The sequence below is a fragment of the Chryseobacterium oleae genome, assembly GCF_900115055.1.
GTDB lineage: Bacteria > Bacteroidota > Bacteroidia > Flavobacteriales > Weeksellaceae > Chryseobacterium > Chryseobacterium oleae.
In genome coordinates this window covers 510,790-530,970 of record NZ_FOVD01000001.1, presented here as the reverse complement: position 1 = coordinate 530,970, position 20,181 = coordinate 510,790, and the positions used below count along the sequence as shown (strand labels likewise).

The window sequence follows — 20,181 nt, the reverse complement described above, 5'->3', positions numbered from 1 at the left end:
AAGTTTTTATTTTAGCTAAAATAACTATTATCTTTTCTTAAATAGTTCTGCTAAACATTAAAATTTCAAACTTTTAGTATCATCACTCAATTTTTGAGATGTTCAAACATTAGAACGACTTCTGGTAACTAAGCCCGCCTCAGATCCTAGGATAAAATTCCGGTCAGCACCTGATCTTTTCGGTTCGATGAAGTTCCGCTTACTGTAATGACCTTTATTCCAAGATCCTCAATCCAGTCATAAAGTAAGTCATTAACCTTATGCCTGAGTTTTGGCAGCTCTATCTGCTGGTTAGATATCAGATCGGGTTCTTCAATAGGGACAAAAACAAAAACATCAATTTCATCAATGATGGTTTGAACTTTTTCAAAGAGAACCTGGATATTTCGACCTGAATCAAGAACATGAAGATAAGCTAAGATATCAATGACACATCTGTCAAATATGACATCATCTCCACTTTTGAAGACCAGGTTGGCGGAATAATTAAATTGTTCAAGAAAATCGTCAGGATGAGGTTCTTCTGAAAATTCATACCCTGAAGACTCCATCTGGTAGTAGGGTTCTATTTCAAGGGTGTATCCGGGAAGGTTCTCCAGAAGTTCTTCTGCCAATGTGGTTTTACCGACTTTGTGAGCACCGATTATTGCAATTCTCATATTTCAGTTTATATTATTATCCAAAAGTCTGGTACGGGATTTTCGTGCCTGCTTTTTGAGCGTCCATTGTATAGTGTTTTGCCAGTCTATTTAATACCATAATTTTTCTATATTTAGAACAGGTATATAAATATAATATAAAAAAAGAAAATGCCAATAAACCAAATACCTCCCGACGGAGGCATGTTATATAAAGAAACAGATATGGCCCAGTTTTTCCCTGAGCCATTCAATGCAATAACTGCTCTGTTATTTTTAGCCATAGCTATTTTTTGGACCCTTAAAATAAAGGGTAATTTTAAAGAATATCCTTTTTTAACCTACTGCTTAGTTTTATTATATATTGGTGCCATAGGGGGAACTGTTTACCATGCATTCAGACAATGGCCGGTATTTATCATAATGGATTGGATGCCCATTATGTTACTCTGTTTGTCTGCCGGATTTTATTTTGTAGCCCGGAGCACCAGATGGTATTATGCTGTTGTAATGGTCCTTGCATATTTGATACTGATGTTGGCTTTAAGAAATTGGATTTTGACAGATAACACTTCTCTTTTTATCAACCTAAATTATGCAATCATGGCTTCATTTGTGCTTTTTTCGGTGTTGCGTTATTTGATCTATACTCAATGGAAAGCTGGCAAATGGGTAGGTTTTGCTTTGTTGTCGTTTGCTTTAGCACTCACTTTCCGGATCATTGATAAACGGGAATGGTTGAGTTTCGGAACACACTTTTTATGGCATACGTTTGGGGCGGTAGCCACATTTTGCATGTTTAATTATATCTATCTTACGCGGAATGCCATTAGAAAAACATAAGTAGTTTTTGTTCTCTTTGAAACTCTAATTCATAGATAAAGTCTGTTTAAACTTAACCACAAAATTTAAACACTTAAGCTATTTAAGTTATATACTTTGTGAATAAGAAGTAAACTAAAGTTTTTTGAAAATCAAAGATTTTCATCTTATGTGAACTTAATTGTGCGGTATTCCTTTAAACTTTCTAAAATGTACTAAAGTGTTTAAAAAATAAAAACTTTTGTGACTTTTGTGGTTTAATAAAAAAAACAACCAGTTTTTTGTGAAATTCACAGTCTGATTCTTTTACGTCTGAAAGAAAGATGATTTACTTATATTTGCCCTGCAAAGTAAAATTAAATGTTTAAAAAAGTAAGCACTGTATGTATCCTAGGATTTTATACGGTTTTTTGTTCGGCCCAGCAGGTAAGGCCTTCAAAATCATCTGAAATTTACCGTGAGCTCAAAACTCTTAAACAGCTGCCTAAAGTTTTATACCTTGCGGCTCATCCCGATGATGAAAATACAGGATTACTCTCCTGGTTAATCAACGACCAAAATGTAGAAACGGGCTATTTGTCCTTAACCAGAGGTGATGGCGGTCAGAATTTATTAGGCACAGAGCAGGGTGCTGCATTGGGTTTAATCAGAACGCATGAGCTTTTAGAGGCCAGAAAGTTAGACGGCGCCCAACAGTTTTTTACCCGGGCGATTGATTTCGGGTTCTCTAAAAATACGACCGATACCTTTAAACAATGGGATGAAAATAGTATTATAGCAGATGTCGTTTGGGTCATTCGTCAATTCCGTCCGGATGTGATCATTTGTCGTTTTCCTCCTACTGCTGCGGCAGGGCACGGACAACATGCGGCTTCGGCTGTTGTTGCGGAAAAAGCTTTTAAGCTGGCAGGCGATAAAACGGCTTTCCCGGATCAACTAAAATATGTCAATGTATGGCAGCCAAAACGTGTATTGTGGAATACTTTCCGATTTGGAGGAGTCAATACGACCGCTGAAAATCAATTGAAAGTTACCGTTGGGCAATATGATGCACAATTGGGAATGGGCTATGGTGAATTGGCTGGATTAAGCAGAAGTTTACATAAAAGCCAGGGTGCAGGAACACAGTCTGTAGCCGGCATCAGAACTGAATATTTTGCCCACGTTACTGGCGAACCTGCAAAAACAACACTTTTTGACGGAGTAGCTAAAACCTGGTCTGCAAAGGGAAACGGTGATATTGATCAATCATTAGATCAAATTATTTCCGCTTTCAATTTCAATAATCCTGACCTCAGCTTACCTGCTTTGCTTGCTTTGCGAAAGAAGGTCATGGCGCTAAAAGATGCAGAGCTAAAAAATGACAAACTTAAATCCCTTGATCATATTATTTTAAGCTGTGCCGGATTTATGGGCGAGGTGGTTTCCAATCAGGCTGAAGCTGTTGCCGGGGAGCATTATAATTTCAGGTTAAATTTGATTTCAAGAGCTGCAAATCCTGTCGTTTTAGACAATGTAAAATGGTTAAGTCAGTCAGAAAGCTTTAACAGAAAACTGTCAAAAGATTCTTTAATTACCATTCAGCATGACATTCAGATTCCTGCAGATGCAGCGCTTACAGAACCTTACTGGTTGGCCAAATCTCCCACGAACGCAGCCACTTTCTCTGTTCCGAATGATACTTTAGTCGGTTTACCTGAGGCAGAATCACCACTGAATGTTTGGGTTGGTTTAAAAATCGGTTCGGAAAATTTTCAGGTTAAACTTCCTTTATCTTTCAAGAAATTAGACCCTGTGCGTGGTGATGTAGTCGAAGCTTTGCGGATTGTTCCTGCATTGGAACTGAAATTTACGCAACCGCTTTATGTGGTCAAAGAAAATGAAGATCTGCATTTGAGTTTAAATGTTAAGGCTAACTCTGGCAAAAAGTTCAGTAATGGTAAAGTAAACCTGATGTATAACGGAGAACGATTAGGCGGCGCTGATGTAAGCTCGCTCAATGGAAAAGATACGACCATCGATTATGTTATTCCAAAAACTAAGCTTGCTGCAATACAGTCATCCCGCTTACAATTGGATGCCAATTTTATTGCAGATGGAGTCACTTATAATAAAAAACAAGTATTAATTCAATACCCGCATTTATCCTCCTTACAATATTTTACCCCCGCCACTGTTACCGTAATGAAAGGTGATATTCAGGCGAAGGTTAAAAAAGTGGGTTATATAGAAGGAGCGGGCGATTTTATTCCTGAGTTCCTACGCATTGCAGGTATTCAGGTAGATGTTTTGAAAGACGAAGATTTTTATGGTAAATTAGATGAAACCGGCGGAAATGGTAGTCAAAACAAGCTATCGCAATATGATGCCATCGTATTGGGTGTGCGTGCCAACAACACAGAGAAAAAACTAGGCCGCTGGATGCCTTTTTTATGGTCTTATGTAAAAACCGGAGGTAATTTGGTGATGCAGTATAACACCAACCAGGATACAACCGTTGACCAATTGGGAATGTACAGTTTCAGTATTGCCAATAAACGGGTTACCGAAGAAAATGCTGCGGTTACGTTTTTAAATCCCAATCATAAACTACTGAACTTTCCCAACAAAATTACTGCGGATGATTTTAAAGGCTGGGTACAGGAACGCGGTGCTTATTTCCCGGCTCAATGGGATGCAGCGTATGAACCGCTTTTTGAAATGCACGATACAGATGAAGAACCACTGAAGGGATCCACTTTATCTGCTAAATACGGGAAGGGTAATTTTATTTATACACCGTTGGCCTTTTTCAGACAGCTGCCTGCGGGAAATGTTGGGGCGGCACGTTTATTTTTTAACTTTTTATCTGCACAGAAAAACTAATGAATAATCAACTTAAAAATTGGAATACCTGGTACATACTTTTGGCGGTTGCATTGGTATTGCAGATCGCATTTTATTATTTGTTTACTAAATTCTGGGCATGAGTACTATAGATTGGACAGTTCTTATTGTTACACTGGTTGCAGTGGTGGTTTACGGCGTATTCATCGGTCGTGGCCAGAAAAGCAACGAATCCTACCTGAAAGCAGATAATAAAATGCCGTGGTACATTGTGTTGATAGGGATTATGGCTACACAGGCCAGTGCCATTACTTTTCTTTCGGCACCGGGTCAGGCGTATACAGACGGCATGCGTTTCGTACAGTATTACTTTGGTTTGCCTTTGGCGATGATTGTGATCTGCATCACGTTCATTCCGATTTTTCAGCGCTTAAATGTTTATACAGCCTATGAATATTTAGAAAACCGTTTTGATAAAAAAACAAGGGTGCTTACTTCACTGCTTTTTCTTTTTTCCAGAGGCTTATCAACGGGAATCAGCATTTATGCTCCGAGTATCATCTTATCAAGCGTTTTAAACTGGAATATTTATTTAACCAATGTTTTAACGGGTGGTATTCTGTTGATTTACACCTACGTTGGCGGAGCAAAAGCGATCGCTCACACTCAAAAATTACAGTTTCTCATTATTCTCGGAACCATGGCTTTTGCAGGATACCTGCTTATTCAGAATATGCCGAATGGAATTGGTTTTAATGATGCGCTTTATCTGGCGGGAAAATCCGGAAAGCTCAATGTCATCACCACAGAATTCGACTGGAAAGATAAATACAATATTTGGAGCGGGCTGATCGGTGGTTTTTTTCTGGCCCTTTCTTACTTCGGTACGGACCAGAGTCAGGTTGGGAGGTATATTACTGCGAAAGACAATACCAATGCAAAAATGGGCTTGCTGTTGAATGGGTTGGTTAAAATTCCGATGCAATTTGCTATTCTTCTGATTGGTGCCCTGCTTTTTGCCTTCTTTTCTCTAAAACCGGCTCCTATTTATTTTAACGAACGCTCTTATCAACATTTAAAGGAAACACAACCTGAACAGGCTGCCGTTTTTGAAAAAGAACATCAGAATTTACAGATAAAATTTAATGCAGAATCGAAAGAAATTCTAAAGCTGAAAGAAGCTCATTCTCCTCAACTTAATAAAGCGGTTAAGGATTTCAAAAACACACAAACCCAGGTAAAGGCATTGCATGGAAGGGTAGAGGAAGCGATCAATCATTCCAACTATAATGCGGAGAAAACGGACACCAATTACATTTTCCTGTATTTTGTAAAAAACACCTTGCCTGTAGGAATGATCGGTTTACTGTTTGCCGTTATTTTTCTGGCCAGCTGGGGTTCCATTTCCGCAGCGCTGAATTCACTTGCCGCCTGCTCATTAAAAGATGTTCATTTGATATTTAAAAAAGAAATTCCTGATGATGCCACCGAATTGAGGTACAGCCGTCTGCATACTTTAGCCTGGGGTATTTTCTCAATAGGAGTCGCCATGTTTGCGACTCAAATGGGTTCCCTAATTGAAGCGGTGAATGTATTAGGTTCTCTTTTCTACGGCCCGATATTGGGGATTTTTCTGGTCGCCTTTTACTATAAAAAAATCACCGGTCCGATTGTATTTATTGCGGCTATTTTATCAGAAATTACGGTTATTGCCGTTTATAAATTCGATATCATTTCTTTCCTATGGCTCAATGTCATTGGGGCAGCGGCCGTTATTATATTTTCGGCAATCGGGTTATTGTTTTATAAGCCGAAAGCAGTAAATTCGTAAACAAACAACAACAAACAAAAATATTATGAAAACAATGATCAAATCTGCTACCGTACTTTTTGCTGTAATGACCATGTCAGTAAATGCTTTTGCACAGGACACTAAAAAACCTGCCAGTCCTCCGGCTACTGCTACGGGAAAAATTAAAGATGCAACCATTACCATAGCCTACAGCAGTCCTTCTGTAAAAGGGCGTGAAATCTGGGGTGGTTTAGAAGCTTATGATAAAGTTTGGCGTGCGGGTGCCAATGAAGCCACTACTTTCGAAACGGATAAAAATATTACCGTTCAGGGTAAACCGCTACCAGCAGGTAAATACAGCTTTTTCTTAATCCCTAAAAAAGCGGGAACGTGGACTGTGATTTTTAACAAAGAGCCGAAACAGTGGGGCGCTTATAAATACGAAGGATCTAAAGATGCTTTACGTGTTGATGTAAAAACAAAAGCTTTACCAGCAACACAGGAAACTTTAGTGTATAAAGTAAACAGTAATGGATTCACCATGGATTGGGATAAAATCTCAGTTCCTGTAGAGATCAAATAAGTAAATATAAGAAATTAAAATCCCGTTAAAACGGGATTTTTTTTTTGTTTGCAATTTGATTTGAAAATTTTACTTTCCTATTTCTTTCTCGATTTTATCAATCATTTTTTCAGCATTACCGTTTGTTCCACCAAGACTTATTGCTTTTTTATAACTCTCTAATGCTAAATCATATTGCTTATTTGTATAATAGGCTTCTCCCAAGCTGTCGAATAGATTGGGATCTTTAGAAAACTCTTTTGTCGCCAATTTAAATATTGTTATGGATTCATTGATTTTCCCAAGTCTTAATAGCTCATATCCTAATTTATTAAGTTCTCCCGGGTTTTCAAAGCTATATTCTTTTTCAGAATTTTTTTTGAGTAAATCGTAAGTGCCTATACCTTTATTTACATCGTTGAGAGATTCTTTTCTTATAGCCTGATAAATAGATTTTTTAGGAATTTCGTACTTTTTTCCTAAGATTAAGTTGTGAATAGAATGTCCCAAATCCCAAACTCTGTTGAGGTTATTGGACACTAGAATGATCGTTATCTTATTTTTAAAATCGTTTAGAAAAATGGATTCAAATTTATAAGAAACCCCATTGTGTCTTTGTAGGTCTTCTTTTTCAAAATATCTGCCAAGTGATCCGCCTTCTTCTTTTGCGTATGGATTATTCAACAGCGTTTGAAAAGATTCTCTGGATATTAAACGATTAGAATTCATTGCTTCAATCCATTGATACAGATCATTGATATCTACCCAAAGCCATCCGCTAATAAATTTCAATTCCGGGCATCGGATATTGTCAAAATCATAACAAGAGGTTCTATTTTTAGAGTCAAATGTTGGATCAAATACTGAATGGGTCATTTTTAAAGGTTTAACTATATTTTTAATGACAAATTGCTGAAAAGACATTCCGGTTACCTTTTCAATAATTCTTCTTTGCAAAAAGACATTGCCATTATCATACCTGTAACCCGTTCCCGGTTCAAAGAGTAGACTGTCAGTACTTCTCAAAATATTCCACGCCTCCGCATCATTTTCCGGTTTTAATCGTTCAATTGGAGGAATACCACTGGCATAATTAATCAGATGACGTATAGAAACTTTTTCTGCCCATTTTGGTAATCCTAAATTAAATTTTGATACCCTGTCATCAAGATTAAGAAGACCACGTTCAACTAAAATCATGATGGCAACAGCATTAAATTCCTTTGCAATAGAGCCGATGTTAAATATTGACTTGTTATTTAATTTAGTTTGTTTCGTTTCATCGGTAAAACCAAATGATTTTTGATAGATGATTTTATTATTTTTAGCAATAAGGACATTTCCATTGAATAAACCTCTTTCATAAGATTTTGTCATTAAGGAATCAATTTGATTGATTTCTGATTTTTGTTCAGGCGAGTTTTGAGGGATCTTTTTTGTTTCTTGGGAATTATTTAAGGCTTGGGCAGAAAGCGTGTTTGTCAATAAAACAGTTGTTAATAATAAGAAAAATAGGTTCTTCATTTTAATTAATTTTTAGAAGATAGAATTTGATTGATTTTTGAAAGCATTTCTTTAGCATTATCATTAGTAGGATTCAGTTCCAACGTTTTCTGATAATCCTTTTTAGAAGCATGATAATCTTTTTTAATGAAATAAATCTCGCCACGTGTATCATAAATATTGGACGAGTTTGGAAATTCTGAAATTGCATAATCAATAATTTTTAAGGCATCATCAGGTTTTCCTTCACCCAAAAACTTGTACGTTAATCTATTCAATTCATTTTCAAAACCAGTAAAATTATAAGAATCGAGTTTGTTTTTTTTCAGTTCTTTCAAATAAACAATTCCTTTTTCTACTGATTCTGCTTTCATTTTTTTATAAACTTCGAAGATAATTAATGGCTTAGGCAAATCAACTTTAGCATTGTAGAGAACTCCGAAGACATCATCGATAACGGCTTCCAATTGCCCGCCTCTTTTTCCTGCTCTGGTGTTATCAAGCAAGATCACATATATTTTGTCTTCCGGAATTCTGGCAATATTACAGGAAAAACCATTGATTCCGCCACTATGTGCCATTGTTGTAATATCTTTTCCCGAACCTGAAAAATTCTGATGTCTCTGAACAACCAAACCGTAAGCGTAATCACTTAAATTGGGCGTGAAATATATTTTTTTATTCTCGTCATTCAGCAAAGTATTCGTGTATAAAGCATCGTCCCATTTTCGCATATCATTTGCTGTGCTGTACATTCCGCCAGCAGAAAACACGGCAGCCTTGATATTTATGTAATCTGTTTTTTGATAACCATCGTAATCAAAATCATAGCCTTGAGCATAATTTGAAATGATTTGTTTTGAATCTTCAATCCCTGTATTTTTCATTCCAATGACATCAAATATTTTTTCCTTGAGAACTTTTTCATAAGGTTTCCCGGTAATTTCCTCAATAATTAATCCTAATAGATAATAGCCCGTATTGCAGTAATTATGCTTTGTTCCTGGCTCAAATCCTAAATTATCTTTGAAATATTTGACAGCAAAATCTTTCCCAGACAAATTTTCGAAAACCATTTTAGTTTTAAAATCAGGGAAATCCGTGTAATTTGGCAAGCCAGAAGTATGTGTCAGCAATTGATGAATGGTAATTTTGCTTCCTGCCGTTTTGCTAAACCAAGGAAGATAATCACTTATTTTGTCATCCAGCTTGATTTTTCCTTCTTGTTTTAACTGCATAATCAGCATTGCAGTAAACTGCTTCGTTACTGAACCAATTCTGAATTTGGTATCAGAAGTCGCCCCGATACTCCAACCCATATCGGCTTTTCCGTAATTTTTTTGCAAGATAATTTCGCCGTTTTGAACAACCAAAGCACTTCCGTTAAAAAGATTGTAGTCGTGATATTTGCCAATAATCAAATCGATTTTTTTTGCTTTTTCTTTATTTGAACTGGATATGAATTTTTGTGCAAAAGTATTCAAAGATAAAAGCACGAGAAATGCAAGCAGGAAATTTTTCATTATCGATTCTGATTTTATAATTTGCTGCAAAGATGCTTTAAAATGCCTCAGTACGCGACCGACTAAAAAAAAGTCGAACCCATTTCTTAGAAAAAGAATGGATTAATTTGGATTTTTTCTGAAATCTGTTGGCGTTGTTCCGGTATATTTTTTAAAAGAAGTACTGAACGACGATTTGGAATTGAAACCAACTTGGTAAAGAATTTCTAAAATAGTGAGTTCTTTTTGCAGAGGATCTTTCAATACTTCCTTTGCTTTTTCGATCCGGTATTCATTAATGAAATCAAAAAAATGCTTGTTCATATACAGATTAATCAAAGCCGACAAATCTTTTACTGGCATTTTTAATTGTTCTGCCAAATCCTGAATCGTTAATGAAGAATCGAGATAAGGTTCTTTTTCAATCATAAATTCTTTTAAAGCTAGGATTTGCTTATTTTTTTCGTCATCCACTGCAGGAGAAGATTTTTGTTTCGGAACCATATTTACGATAGGTTTCAATTGAGAATTGACTCCTCTGAAAAATTCAGGTTTGTTTAACGCAACAAATAGATACCAACACGTACAAAAGAAAAAAGCAAAGCCATCAAGGGTTACAATCCATGCTCTGATCTCACCTGAACCAAAGAAAAAAGTAACCAACCATCTTATAAGGACTAAAAAATGTAAGACATAATATAGAATTGTTATTTTGTAAAGTGCATTTAGGATTGAAATATTTGGATTTGTATAATTCTCGAGATAGACGGTTTTAGACTTTCTGATCACCAAAAATGAAGCAATAAAATAAACTTGAAATAAAACCTCGAAAAGAATATGAAAAAATTGCATGATAGGTGATTCGCTCAAAGCGTTGATGAAACTCACTTTAGAAGCTCTGTCTTCAATATAAATCCCATACGTCATATACAAATTGAAAGCAATAAACGGAATGGTATGCCATAAATGTTTCGGTTGTAATCGAAATTTGGAAAAACAAACGGACAATACATAGAAATAGAACGATGCTGGAACCAAATAGTTAATGCTCCAACGAAAAGCCTCGAGGTTGATGAAATTAACGGGGAAATCACGCATCAAAAATTTACAAGCATCTACGGCATTTGTAAAAAGAAAAAAAGCAAGAAGCCAATTGGCAAGTTTGTGCTTCGTTTTTACAGTCAATAAAAATAAGGCAAGAAACAGCACCAAAAATATTCCTGTAAATGCTGCTATTTCCAAAAAGCTGTATTTGTCCATGGTTTTTTAAGTAGGTGCAATTTAATATTTAAATAGGAAAGCTTAAAAAAGTATAAATGATTTTATCCAAATATTAAAAATATTCCTAGCCAATATTATGCAATTGATTTATTTTAAAATAGTTAAAGTAATTCGCTGGAGAGGAAAGGTAGAACATCCAAAAAGAAAAGTGGAAAAATCTTTCCAAATTTTACACTTAATCCGAAATCTCGGACTTGTAATAAATAAATTTTATCAAGTAATTTTCTTTGAGACTAAAATTTCATAGAGTATTGCTTGCATAGCTGAGGGAAAGCTGCGCAGAATGAACACTTGCTTTTGCCCTCTTCCAGATTTGTAAAAGCTCCTGATTTGCCATTAGGTAAGGAAAAATCCTTTATATAAATACAATAATTCCTAAACAGGTGATATTTACAGTATAAATACCCATTGTATAAAACCAGTATTTCTACATAATGTCTATCTACGTATTCCAGGTACCTTTAATACGTGGAATTTCACAATCACAAACTTTCTAACTAAAAAATTAAAACAATGGAAAACCAAGCAGTAAGAGTCATCAGCGAAGTGACAGCAAAGGCACAGGCAAACCCTGATTTTGCACGCGAGTATGTAAACAACCCGAACGGAGTACTTTCTGACGCGGGTATGGAAATCCCCGAGGGTATGAAAATTCACGTTATCGTAGGTTCCCCTGCGAATTCTGAAATCCCTAACAGCACCAGTACAGATGTTTACCTGCTTTTACCACAGGTTAACGAAGAAATTAAAGATGAATCCCTTGCAACGGCTGCTGCAGCCAGCTGCCAAAGCACATCAAGTACATGTGTTACTGTACCATCTTGTGTAAGTTGCGTATCTAGCGCATCTACAAATTCTTGCAGCTAAAACATTTTTGAATAAACATCATTCCGTGCAAAAATCAATGAGCCGGTTTAGATAAGCTTATTCCAAAAGATCTGGTATAGCGGGGACCGGGATCCGGTTCCCGTTATAGCGGATTCACCCCTAATGACCGGGCTGGACTACTGATAGACATAAGGCTATTTTAGTTATCCTCCCATTTCCCGAAAAATCGTTTATCCTGATAAAAGAGATCAACATGCGTATCCCGAAATTTAAAGATCATATACACCCGATAGTGGTAGAAGACGACAAGCTTATTCTCAGTTCGGAATTCGGCCAGCAATTACTGACCGGCAAGTCGCTTATCCAGGTGGCAAGGTACCTGGACGGTGTCAAAAGTGTGGACGACATTATTCAGCATCTCGATGGTGTGGTTGATGCACAGCAGGTTTTGTATGTACTGTCCGTACTGAAAGAGAAAAAATATATTTTTGAAACCAAGCACAAACTAAGCGTTTCCGAATCTGCATTTTGGAGTTCTCTCGGTGTAGAAGCAACTGTGGTACAGAAAAATAAGGAGCAGGCGCGCGTCCGCATCTATACTTATGGTACCGCCGAAAGCAGCAATTTTATCCGACAGATGAATGCCGGAGGGCTTCCTGTTGTCGGGGAGGCGGAAAACCTTGCCGTAATCTTAACGGATGACTACCTCCAGGACGGCGTTCTTGAAAAGGCCAGAGAATTATGGTATCAAAACATTCCTTTCCTGATTTGTAAACCCAATGGGATAGAAATCTGGCTTGGACCCATATTCAGACCTGGCAAGACCGCATGTTTTGACTGTTTGATACAACGCCTTATAGCCAACCGGGACGTAGAAGTCTACCTGAAAGAAACTGGTAAAATTAATACCCCTCTCGTCGCAGCCAGCAGTTTACCCTCAACGATCGATACAAGTCTCAGCACAGCATTGACTGAGCTTTTGAAATTTATCGTGCTGGGGCATAACGAGCAATTGGAAAATAAAATGGTGACGATTCACTACGGAACACTGGAAACCAATAAACACGTAGTTGTGCGGAGGCCGCAATGTAGAGTATGCGGCACACCCGATACAGACAGGATACCCGAAAATATTCAATTTCAATCAAGCCCGAAAAGCTTTATAGACGGAGGTCACCGGTCCGTAACCGCTGAAGAAACCTATAACCGTTTTAAACACCTCATCAGTCCGATAACCGGTATTGTCAATAAACTGGAACGTATTACAAACGGAGATGATGTACTTCAACATGTATTCATTTCCGGTCAAAATATGGCGATAAAGACCAATAACCTGCAATCGTTGCGAAAGAACCTGCGAAGCAACAGTTGCGGCAAAGGCGTTACAGAGATTCAAGCCAAAGTAAGTGCAATCGGCGAAGCCATTGAACGTTACTCAGGCGTTTACAGGGGAGACGAGCCACGCCATCTCACCAGTTTTAAAGCCCTTGGCGATAAGGCTATCCATCCCAATGACTGTATGCTTTTCAGTAAAAAGCAAATAGCAGATATGGAGTTGTGGAATGCCCGCGAAAGCTTCTTTAACGTAGTGCCACTGCCTCTGGATGAAAATGCTCTTATCGAATGGAGCCCGCTATGGTCCGTTACAAGAAATGAAGTTGTCTATCTGCCTGCTGCTTATTGCTATTACAGCCACCCGGACAACGGTGGTGAACATTTCTTCTGCGCACCGGATTCTAACGGATGTGCTGCAGGAAATACACTCGAAGAAGCGGTGCTACAAGGCTTCATGGAACTTATAGAAAGGGATAGTGTAGCGATATGGTGGTATAACAAGCTGAAGATGCCGGAACTTGATCTGGAAAGCTTTAACGATGACTATGCACTTAAACTTAAGGCCTATCACAAAAGCAGAAACAGGGATATGTGGGTGCTAGACCTCACCGGAGACAGCGGTATTCCTGCGTTTATTGCCATCTCTGCCCGCAACGACCGTACCACTTGCCAGGACATTGTATTTGCCCCTGCTGCGCACCTTGACCCAAGCATAGCATTGCGACGGGCGCTCACCGAGCTGAACCAAATGATGCCCTCTATGGATGAAAGCCTGCCACCGGGCCAATACCGGTACGACGATCCGGAAACCGTACATTGGTGGCAAACGGCAAACCTGGAAAACCAGCCTTATCTTTCACCCGATACGCGACGACCGAAAAGCACTGCGGATAGCTTTGCCGTTCCCCGGTTTACAGATATAAAAAATGACCTTGAATATTGTGTTGAGGTTGTGAAAAAGATGGGACTCGATATGCACATCCTTGATCAAACCAGGCCAGACATCGGCTTGCATGTGGTAAAGGTTGTGGTGCCGGGCTTACGTCACTTCTGGGCAAGGTATGCCGGTGGCCGTATATACGATGTGCCCGTAAAAATGGGCTGGCTTCCGGCTCCTTTAAATGAGTCGGAACTGAACCCGATTTCCATCTTTATTTAATCAACCTTTAATCCAGATAACCATGGAACATAACACAGTAAAGAAGTCCACACAGCTTAAGCTCTCACTGAAACAGAACACACGGGTCGAGGTAAAAGGGCAAGATAGTCTGCTATTTAGTAATCAGGGAAATTTTTTCATGATCGAAAATATCCGTCCCTCTACCTGTACTGCGTTAAAGCTCCTGGAAAATAATACATATACAAAAACAGAACTGGGAAGTATTGCTTTCGAACAAGAGGGCTATAATGGGTTAAACCATTTTAACCTGCACCTCGACAGACTGGAAAAAGCGGGTTACCTGGCTTACACATTAGTGGAGGACAGTACGGTTTTTTGCAGTTATGAACAGATGACTGGAGCCACCGTTTTTTGTACGGATCAGATCTCCCAACGGTTCCGGCTTTCAAAGTTTGCCTTTATCCGCCGTGAAGGAGCCCATTTTTTATTGGAATCAGCGCTTGGCCAGGCCAGGATCCTTATCTATGATCATCGTATTCTGGGGCTTACTTCACTACTGTCTGCTTTTACTACCACTGGGGAATTAAGCCGGAAGCAGCAAATGAGTGCATCTGCCCTTGAAGCTTTTGTTACCCTGCTCCATACAGGCGACTTCCTGGAATTTGAGCCTGTTGTCAACGCGCCATCCCCAGAGGAATTATGGAGTTTTCACGACCTGCTGTTTCATACCCGCACCCGGTACGGAAGACATAATTACAATCTGGGAGCGACGTATAGATTTATAAACCGTATTCCTCCCAAGAAGGCAGGCAGGGGTGAAGCAGGGGCATTGTCGGAAGTTTATCTGTCTGTACCGGATCCGGAAGAAAGGCACATATCGCAGTCACTGGATCACTGTATGGGACAAAGACATTCTACCCGCACCTTTAACGGGCTCGATCTCGATTTGCTGAGTAAGCTGTTGTACCGGTGCCTGCACATCAAGGGGAGCCGCCCTTACCAGGTAGCCAACGCGGCAGGTGATACCGGGGAAATAGAAACATTAAGCGCGCCTTACCCTTCGGGAGGTAGTATGTACGAACTTATTTTTTACATAACCATTTACGAATGTGAAGGACTCGAACCCGGATTTTATCAATACAATTCGTTTGAGCATAAGTTATGCCTGCTGCAGCGTAAAAATAAGGATACCGATACCATGATGTGGTATGCCAGAGCCTGTACCGGTAGTGAGCACTTACCTCCCGCCGTTATTACCTTCGCCGCCGATTTTGAACGTATGTTCTGGAAGTATGAAAATATGGCGTACGCCGCTATCCTTAAAAATGTCGGCGTGGTTTTCCAGACCTTATACCTTGTGGCTACCGACCTCGGTCTGGGCGCCTGCGCGATAGGCAACGGGAATATTGAGACGCTCGGCAGGCTTACGAAAAAAACGGTCCTGCAGGAGAGTTCTGTTGGAGAATTTATTTTAGGAAACCATCTATAAATTAAAAAGACATGCAAAAGAGCCTGAGTTACAGAAACAGCTATCATGAAAATCTGCATCGCTATGCAGGTTTGAAGAGATTTTTTGAACGTTGGTCCGCCGATCCGGATTTCAAACAAGACCTGATCGACAATACAACTGAGACACTGAAAAAGCACGCCATACCGGTCACATCTGATGAGATAAAATACATGATCGATGAACGGATAACAGAGATGCCGCAACCGGTACAAACCATGTGGGAAATATCGAAGAGCAAGCAAGATCTCATTCAGTCATTTTATCTGTCTGAAAACCTGCCCAGGGATCGTGGAATGCTTGCCTGGAGGAACCGGCAGATCGCGCGCCAGCGATTCGATCTCGGGCCTTTCTTTACCGATACTAATATTCACTCTTCCATGACGGTCGAGTTATCACAGGGATGTTCTGTAGGATGTTGGTTTTGTGCTCTGTCGCCGGACAGTTTTAAAGAAAACTATAATTACGAAGACAACCACGAAGAGTGGCTCGGGCTGCTCGATACCATGCATTCTTTTCTTGGTGACGCCATGAAATCCACATTTCTTTACTGGGCCACTGAACCTTTTGACAATCCTGATTACGAAAAATTCTGCCTTGATGTGTATGAAGAATGCGGAGTATTCCCGCCTACCACTACGGCGGTAGCTCATAAAGATACAGAACGCATACGCCGTTTTATCGAACTTTCGGCAGATCATGGATGCTGGCTCAACCGGTTTTCCCTGACCTCGCTGGGTATTATGAGTAAAGTCCATAAAGCATTTAGCGCCGAAGAGCTCGCTGAAGTGGAATGTCTGGCTCTCAATATGAATACCAGCTTTGCTTATGGTAATGCCGGCAATTTCAGAAAGAAAGCGTTGGAACGCCCGGAAATACTATCCCAGCAAGACGATAAGCTACGCAAAGCGCCTTGGCATCGTTTTAACCCCGACTACGCCGGATCGGAAGAATATGCCAATGGCAGCATTTGTTGTGTAACTGGTTTCCTGATTAACGCGGTAAGCAAAAAGGTACAGCTGATAAGCCCCACAACGGCATCAGATGAATGGCCTTTGGGCTATATCATATTTGCTGAGGCAATCTATGAAAATGCTGCTGCCCTGGAAATGATCCTGGAGGCATGGAGCGTACAATATTTTAAGGAGGAGTTGCAGGACAACGACATCCTCCGCTTTCATCCCTGGCTGGGTGTAAGTGTGTTACAAGATCGTATCGAAATAAAAGGACGTTTTAATCAGAAGGAAATTATAGAAAAATCGACCAATCCGTCTCTGTACGATCTGGTAAAGCATATAACCGAAACTCCGGCCAGACTTGCTGATATCCGGCAGCACGCGGCGGTCCATCTTTCAATCCCACCGCAAGTATCGGACTTATTAATTAACGAACTTTATAAAAAAGGCTTCTTTTATGGATGTTAACGAAATAATATTATCCTCAGCAACCGCAACCGCGCGCTTGCACAGCGTTATTGCAAAGGCCTGTTCTATTGATGAACTGATGGCAGATAATGCCTTTGTCTGTTCTGAAATGATGCAGGGTTCCACACCGGCTATAGCGCAGGAGTGGGCAGATATAGTAGGTTATGGCGATGTGGCCAAGTTAGATGCGTTTCTGGAGTTCATGGGTTGGGATAAAGCCACATTCTTGACCGCAGTTCAGTCGGATGTGATCGTTGACGATCCGGATTTGTTGCCGGACTGGGCCAAAGCGCTAAAAAAAGTATTTCAGAACCTGCCTGATTTTTGTACCGCCCTGTCCCACCCAGGAAATAAGCAGGAAAATTCCGTAGAAAGTATATTGCTTCCTTTTGTTAAAATGGCGGAAGCACATGTTATTGCCGAATCGGACAGGCTCGGTTTAGGGATTACTTACCATTCGGGTGCACAGATGGTACAGGCTATTGGCCGCAGGCTGGTTACGCTTTCTGTTTCTGTACTGGATAATGAGATTTATCTCAACAGTATTATTCCTTCATTTGCCGCTGGCGATAAAACAGCAGACTTGGCGGGCTTTGAGGCATGGCTGCAACGTATCGAACATTACCCCGTTCTTGGCCGGTTAATAGCCGTTACCTACACCAATTGGGCCGATAGTATAACCGAGTTTTTAGAACGCTTGTCACAGGACAGGGTGATGATTGCTAACACCTTCTTCAATACGAATGAGCTCGGGTTGCTTGTTGATTACTCCGGAGATGCTGGTGATGTGCATTGCAACGGAAGATCGGTTGCATTACTTACTTTTTCAGGCGGCAGGAAGTTGGTTTACAAACCCAAGAATTTACAGATTGCCAATGATTTTTTTGGATTGATCACAGAGCTGAATACCGTATTACCCCTCAGCCTGGCTACGCGTCGGATAGCGGTAATGGGAGACTATACCTGGGAGGAGTTTATCACCCATAAGGAGTGCAGCGACACTTCGGAGTTTCCTGCTTTTTTCCGGCGGATGGGTATGCTTACCCGATTGTTCCAGTTGTGTGGCGCCAGGGATTTTTGGCTGGACAATCTGGTAGCACACGGAGATCAACCCGTATTTGTCGACCTGGAAATGGTGATCCAGCATATAAAAGAAGCAGGTAAAGACCTGCTGCCCTCAGAGCAAATGGCATTACAGGAAGTGGAAGAGTCCGTGATCAAGATCGGTATCATTTCTTTCCCTACGCCGATAGGTATGGGCGTAAAAGCCGAAGACTTAGGTACCTTGGCTGCCATCAAACCCTTTTCTTCTCCTTTCAAGCTTTCGCTGGCCGCTGATAACAATATCAGCATAGGGATCAAGAAATCGGATGCAGGTTATATTACCTGGGAAAAAACAGATTACCTGCCGAGTGTCAAAGGTGTATTTGCCCTTTCTTCAGATTATATGGAAGAGTTCCAGCAAGGTTATGCAGACATGAATCATGCTTTGGTAAGCTTAAAAGATAAGCTGCTGGCAGAAAACAGCTACCTTCATAAATTCTCGAATGCACTCCTGCGGTATATCCACCGCGATACCTGGACTTATATGCGTATTATTAAAATTTCGACGCATTCGCAAAATATGGTCGGTGGTATCATCAGGGATAAATCATTATTCTCCCTGTTCAAAGAAGTATGGGAAGACCATACGTTGAACTTGGAAAAAGCAACCATTCTGGCCAACGAGATTACGTCAATGCGACACCTTGACATCCCGCTTTTTACGGCCACGGGCGGCAGTACACAACTGGCTGTGGATACTACGATATTTAACTATTTTGACCATAGCGCCCTGGATCTGATGATCGGCCGTTTACGCTCAATCGATTCGTTCGACATCAAAAAACATCAGCAGATTGTCGCCAGCACCTTCTATTGTGGAGATCATGCAGCGCCCGTAGGCGACTATAAAGAAACAACCGGGCAGGTATCAATTCCTGACTGGGCCGCGCAGGCAAAGGCTTGTGCCTCCCTGATCATGAATCAAGCGATAAGAAGTCCGCAGGGAGATATGGCCTGGATAGGCCTGGATTATCAACCCCATATCGGTACTTATATGCTGGAGGTGCTAAAGCCTGACCTGTTGTCGGGTACTTGTGGCCTGAGCATGATGTTTACTGATCTTTACAGGGCATATGGTCTGGCCGATTATAAAAAATATGCATTAGGGAGCTTAGCCTCCACTTTATCTGTAGTAAAAAATTCCATTGCCAACTTCACTCACCTGGATCTGGTATGGGGCAATACAGACAAACCCTTATTACTTGGCGCTTATACAGGCATTGGCTCCCAGATCATTGCTCTGGAATATGCCGCCCGGCATTTGCAATCTGCTGAAGCCAGCAGTGCTTTACAACTTTACGTACATGCAATTCCTCTGGAGCAACTCAGGAAATATACTTCTCCTGATTTTATCAGTGGTTATTCCGGGTTGCTGTTCAGTCTTCACGGGCTTAAGCCGGCCGCGGAACTCGAGGAACTTACCCGGTATTCTTTCGAATCCAAAAGCATTTTCCCGGGATATGCAAGACCTTTGGAGGTGTTGCCTTCATTAAAACCTGGGTACGACTACCTCAATCAGATCATGGAGGGACAATCCGGTAATTTTTCATTCGGACAAGACCCGGACATGGGAACTTTATTCACAGCCCTGGAATACAGGTATGATCAAAAGAGCGCCGATGCTTATAAAACATGTCTGTCCCGGGATGTCGGGCAGTTAACCACACAACAGTTGATCGATTATGCAGAACTGGCCCTGAACCTGTCTGAGATTACCGGTGACGGACAATACCTCATGCAGGCAAAACAATTTGCCGCAGAGATTGTTTCCCGAAAAGAGCAAACAGGTCAATGGTTTGCCGATAGCTGGGCTTCCGATATACACCTGTTATCCGTTATTCATGGAACAGGAGCATTATGCCATTTATTCCTAAGGCTAGACCAAGCTGGAAAGTTTGGCTCCTTCCGCCGTTTAAATTCTTTCAAAAATTTATAAA

The 20,181-nt window shown here is 40.3% G+C and carries 13 protein-coding genes; 9 read left to right on the top strand and 4 right to left on the bottom strand.

Annotated features, from left to right (window positions below; translation table 11 throughout):
* Positions 1-146: 146 nt before the first annotated feature.
* Positions 147-659, bottom strand: coding sequence for an AAA family ATPase (locus BM143_RS02390; RefSeq protein ID WP_090022594.1), 513 nt, complete (start codon positions 657-659; stop codon positions 147-149).
* Positions 660-809: 150 nt separating this feature from the next.
* Here BM143_RS02390 and BM143_RS02385 point away from each other — a divergent pair, with 150 nt between their 5' ends.
* The 4 genes from BM143_RS02385 (at position 810) to BM143_RS02370 (ending at position 6,661) form a co-directional block, all read left to right on the top strand.
* A complete protein-coding gene (locus BM143_RS02385; protein WP_090022590.1) occupies positions 810-1,481 on the top strand; it encodes a hypothetical protein in 672 nt (223 codons plus the stop codon).
* Positions 1,482-1,820: 339 nt separating this feature from the next.
* Positions 1,821-4,325 (top strand): PIG-L family deacetylase, encoded by a 2,505-nt coding sequence (locus BM143_RS02380; protein ID WP_090022586.1) that lies wholly within the window; start codon positions 1,821-1,823, stop codon positions 4,323-4,325.
* A gap of 100 nt (positions 4,326-4,425) precedes the next feature.
* Complete coding sequence (locus BM143_RS02375) at positions 4,426-6,117, top strand: sodium:solute symporter family protein (protein ID WP_090022582.1); 1,692 nt, start codon at positions 4,426-4,428, stop codon at positions 6,115-6,117.
* Positions 6,118-6,142: 25 nt separating this feature from the next.
* Positions 6,143-6,661, top strand: coding sequence for a DUF2911 domain-containing protein (locus BM143_RS02370; RefSeq protein ID WP_090022579.1), 519 nt, complete (start codon positions 6,143-6,145; stop codon positions 6,659-6,661).
* A gap of 69 nt (positions 6,662-6,730) precedes the next feature.
* Here BM143_RS02370 and BM143_RS02365 read toward each other — a convergent pair whose 3' ends face one another.
* The 3 genes from BM143_RS02365 to BM143_RS02355 form a co-directional block, all read right to left on the bottom strand.
* Positions 6,731-8,164, bottom strand: a complete 1,434-nt coding sequence (locus tag BM143_RS02365) for a serine hydrolase (RefSeq protein ID WP_090022576.1) — start codon at positions 8,162-8,164, stop codon at positions 6,731-6,733.
* 5 nt (positions 8,165-8,169) lie between these two features.
* Positions 8,170-9,666, bottom strand: coding sequence for a serine hydrolase domain-containing protein (locus BM143_RS02360; protein WP_090022573.1), 1,497 nt, complete (start codon positions 9,664-9,666; stop codon positions 8,170-8,172).
* Positions 9,667-9,768: 102 nt separating this feature from the next.
* On the bottom strand, positions 9,769-10,905 hold the full coding sequence (locus BM143_RS02355; protein WP_090022570.1) for a helix-turn-helix domain-containing protein: 1,137 nt from the start codon (positions 10,903-10,905) through the stop codon (positions 9,769-9,771).
* Between the two features lie 534 nt (positions 10,906-11,439).
* Here BM143_RS02355 and BM143_RS02350 point away from each other — a divergent pair.
* From BM143_RS02350 to lanM, 5 genes are all read left to right on the top strand, one after another.
* On the top strand, positions 11,440-11,793 hold the full coding sequence (locus BM143_RS02350) for a hypothetical protein (RefSeq protein ID WP_090022568.1): 354 nt from the start codon (positions 11,440-11,442) through the stop codon (positions 11,791-11,793).
* A gap of 214 nt (positions 11,794-12,007) precedes the next feature.
* Positions 12,008-14,248, top strand: coding sequence for a TOMM precursor leader peptide-binding protein (locus BM143_RS02345; protein WP_090022565.1), 2,241 nt, complete (start codon positions 12,008-12,010; stop codon positions 14,246-14,248).
* 22 nt (positions 14,249-14,270) lie between these two features.
* Positions 14,271-15,698 carry a SagB family peptide dehydrogenase gene (locus tag BM143_RS02340; protein ID WP_090022563.1) on the top strand — a complete coding sequence of 476 codons (1,428 nt, stop codon included), beginning with the start codon at positions 14,271-14,273 and terminating at the stop codon, positions 15,696-15,698.
* Positions 15,699-15,709: 11 nt separating this feature from the next.
* Positions 15,710-17,140 carry a radical SAM family RiPP maturation amino acid epimerase gene (locus BM143_RS02335; protein ID WP_090022560.1) on the top strand — a complete coding sequence of 477 codons (1,431 nt, stop codon included), beginning with the start codon at positions 15,710-15,712 and terminating at the stop codon, positions 17,138-17,140.
* On the top strand, positions 17,130-20,180 hold the full coding sequence (lanM, locus tag BM143_RS02330) for a type 2 lanthipeptide synthetase LanM (protein WP_090022558.1): 3,051 nt from the start codon (positions 17,130-17,132) through the stop codon (positions 20,178-20,180). Before BM143_RS02335 ends, lanM begins: the two co-directional genes overlap by 11 nt.
* The last annotated feature ends 1 nt before the right edge of the window (position 20,181 follow it).

Bases quoted from the DNA above. Each gene is read 5' to 3' on its own strand.
- BM143_RS02390 (WP_090022594.1), bottom strand. From the start codon at position 659: ATGAGAATTGCAATAATCGGTGCTCACAAAGTCGGTAAAACCACATTG.
- BM143_RS02365 (WP_090022576.1), bottom strand. From the start codon at position 8,164: ATGAAGAACCTATTTTTCTTATTATTAACAACTGTTTTATTGACAAAC.
- BM143_RS02370 (WP_090022579.1), top strand. From the start codon at position 6,143: ATGAAAACAATGATCAAATCTGCTACCGTACTTTTTGCTGTAATGACC.
- BM143_RS02345 (WP_090022565.1), top strand. From the start codon at position 12,008: ATGCGTATCCCGAAATTTAAAGATCATATACACCCGATAGTGGTAGAA.
- BM143_RS02385 (WP_090022590.1), top strand. From the start codon at position 810: ATGCCAATAAACCAAATACCTCCCGACGGAGGCATGTTATATAAAGAA.
- BM143_RS02350 (WP_090022568.1), top strand. From the start codon at position 11,440: ATGGAAAACCAAGCAGTAAGAGTCATCAGCGAAGTGACAGCAAAGGCA.
- BM143_RS02360 (WP_090022573.1), bottom strand. From the start codon at position 9,666: ATGAAAAATTTCCTGCTTGCATTTCTCGTGCTTTTATCTTTGAATACT.
- BM143_RS02335 (WP_090022560.1), top strand. From the start codon at position 15,710: ATGCAAAAGAGCCTGAGTTACAGAAACAGCTATCATGAAAATCTGCAT.
- lanM (WP_090022558.1), top strand. From the start codon at position 17,130: ATGGATGTTAACGAAATAATATTATCCTCAGCAACCGCAACCGCGCGC.
- BM143_RS02340 (WP_090022563.1), top strand. From the start codon at position 14,271: ATGGAACATAACACAGTAAAGAAGTCCACACAGCTTAAGCTCTCACTG.
- BM143_RS02375 (WP_090022582.1), top strand. From the start codon at position 4,426: ATGAGTACTATAGATTGGACAGTTCTTATTGTTACACTGGTTGCAGTG.
- BM143_RS02380 (WP_090022586.1), top strand. From the start codon at position 1,821: ATGTTTAAAAAAGTAAGCACTGTATGTATCCTAGGATTTTATACGGTT.
- BM143_RS02355 (WP_090022570.1), bottom strand. From the start codon at position 10,905: ATGGACAAATACAGCTTTTTGGAAATAGCAGCATTTACAGGAATATTT.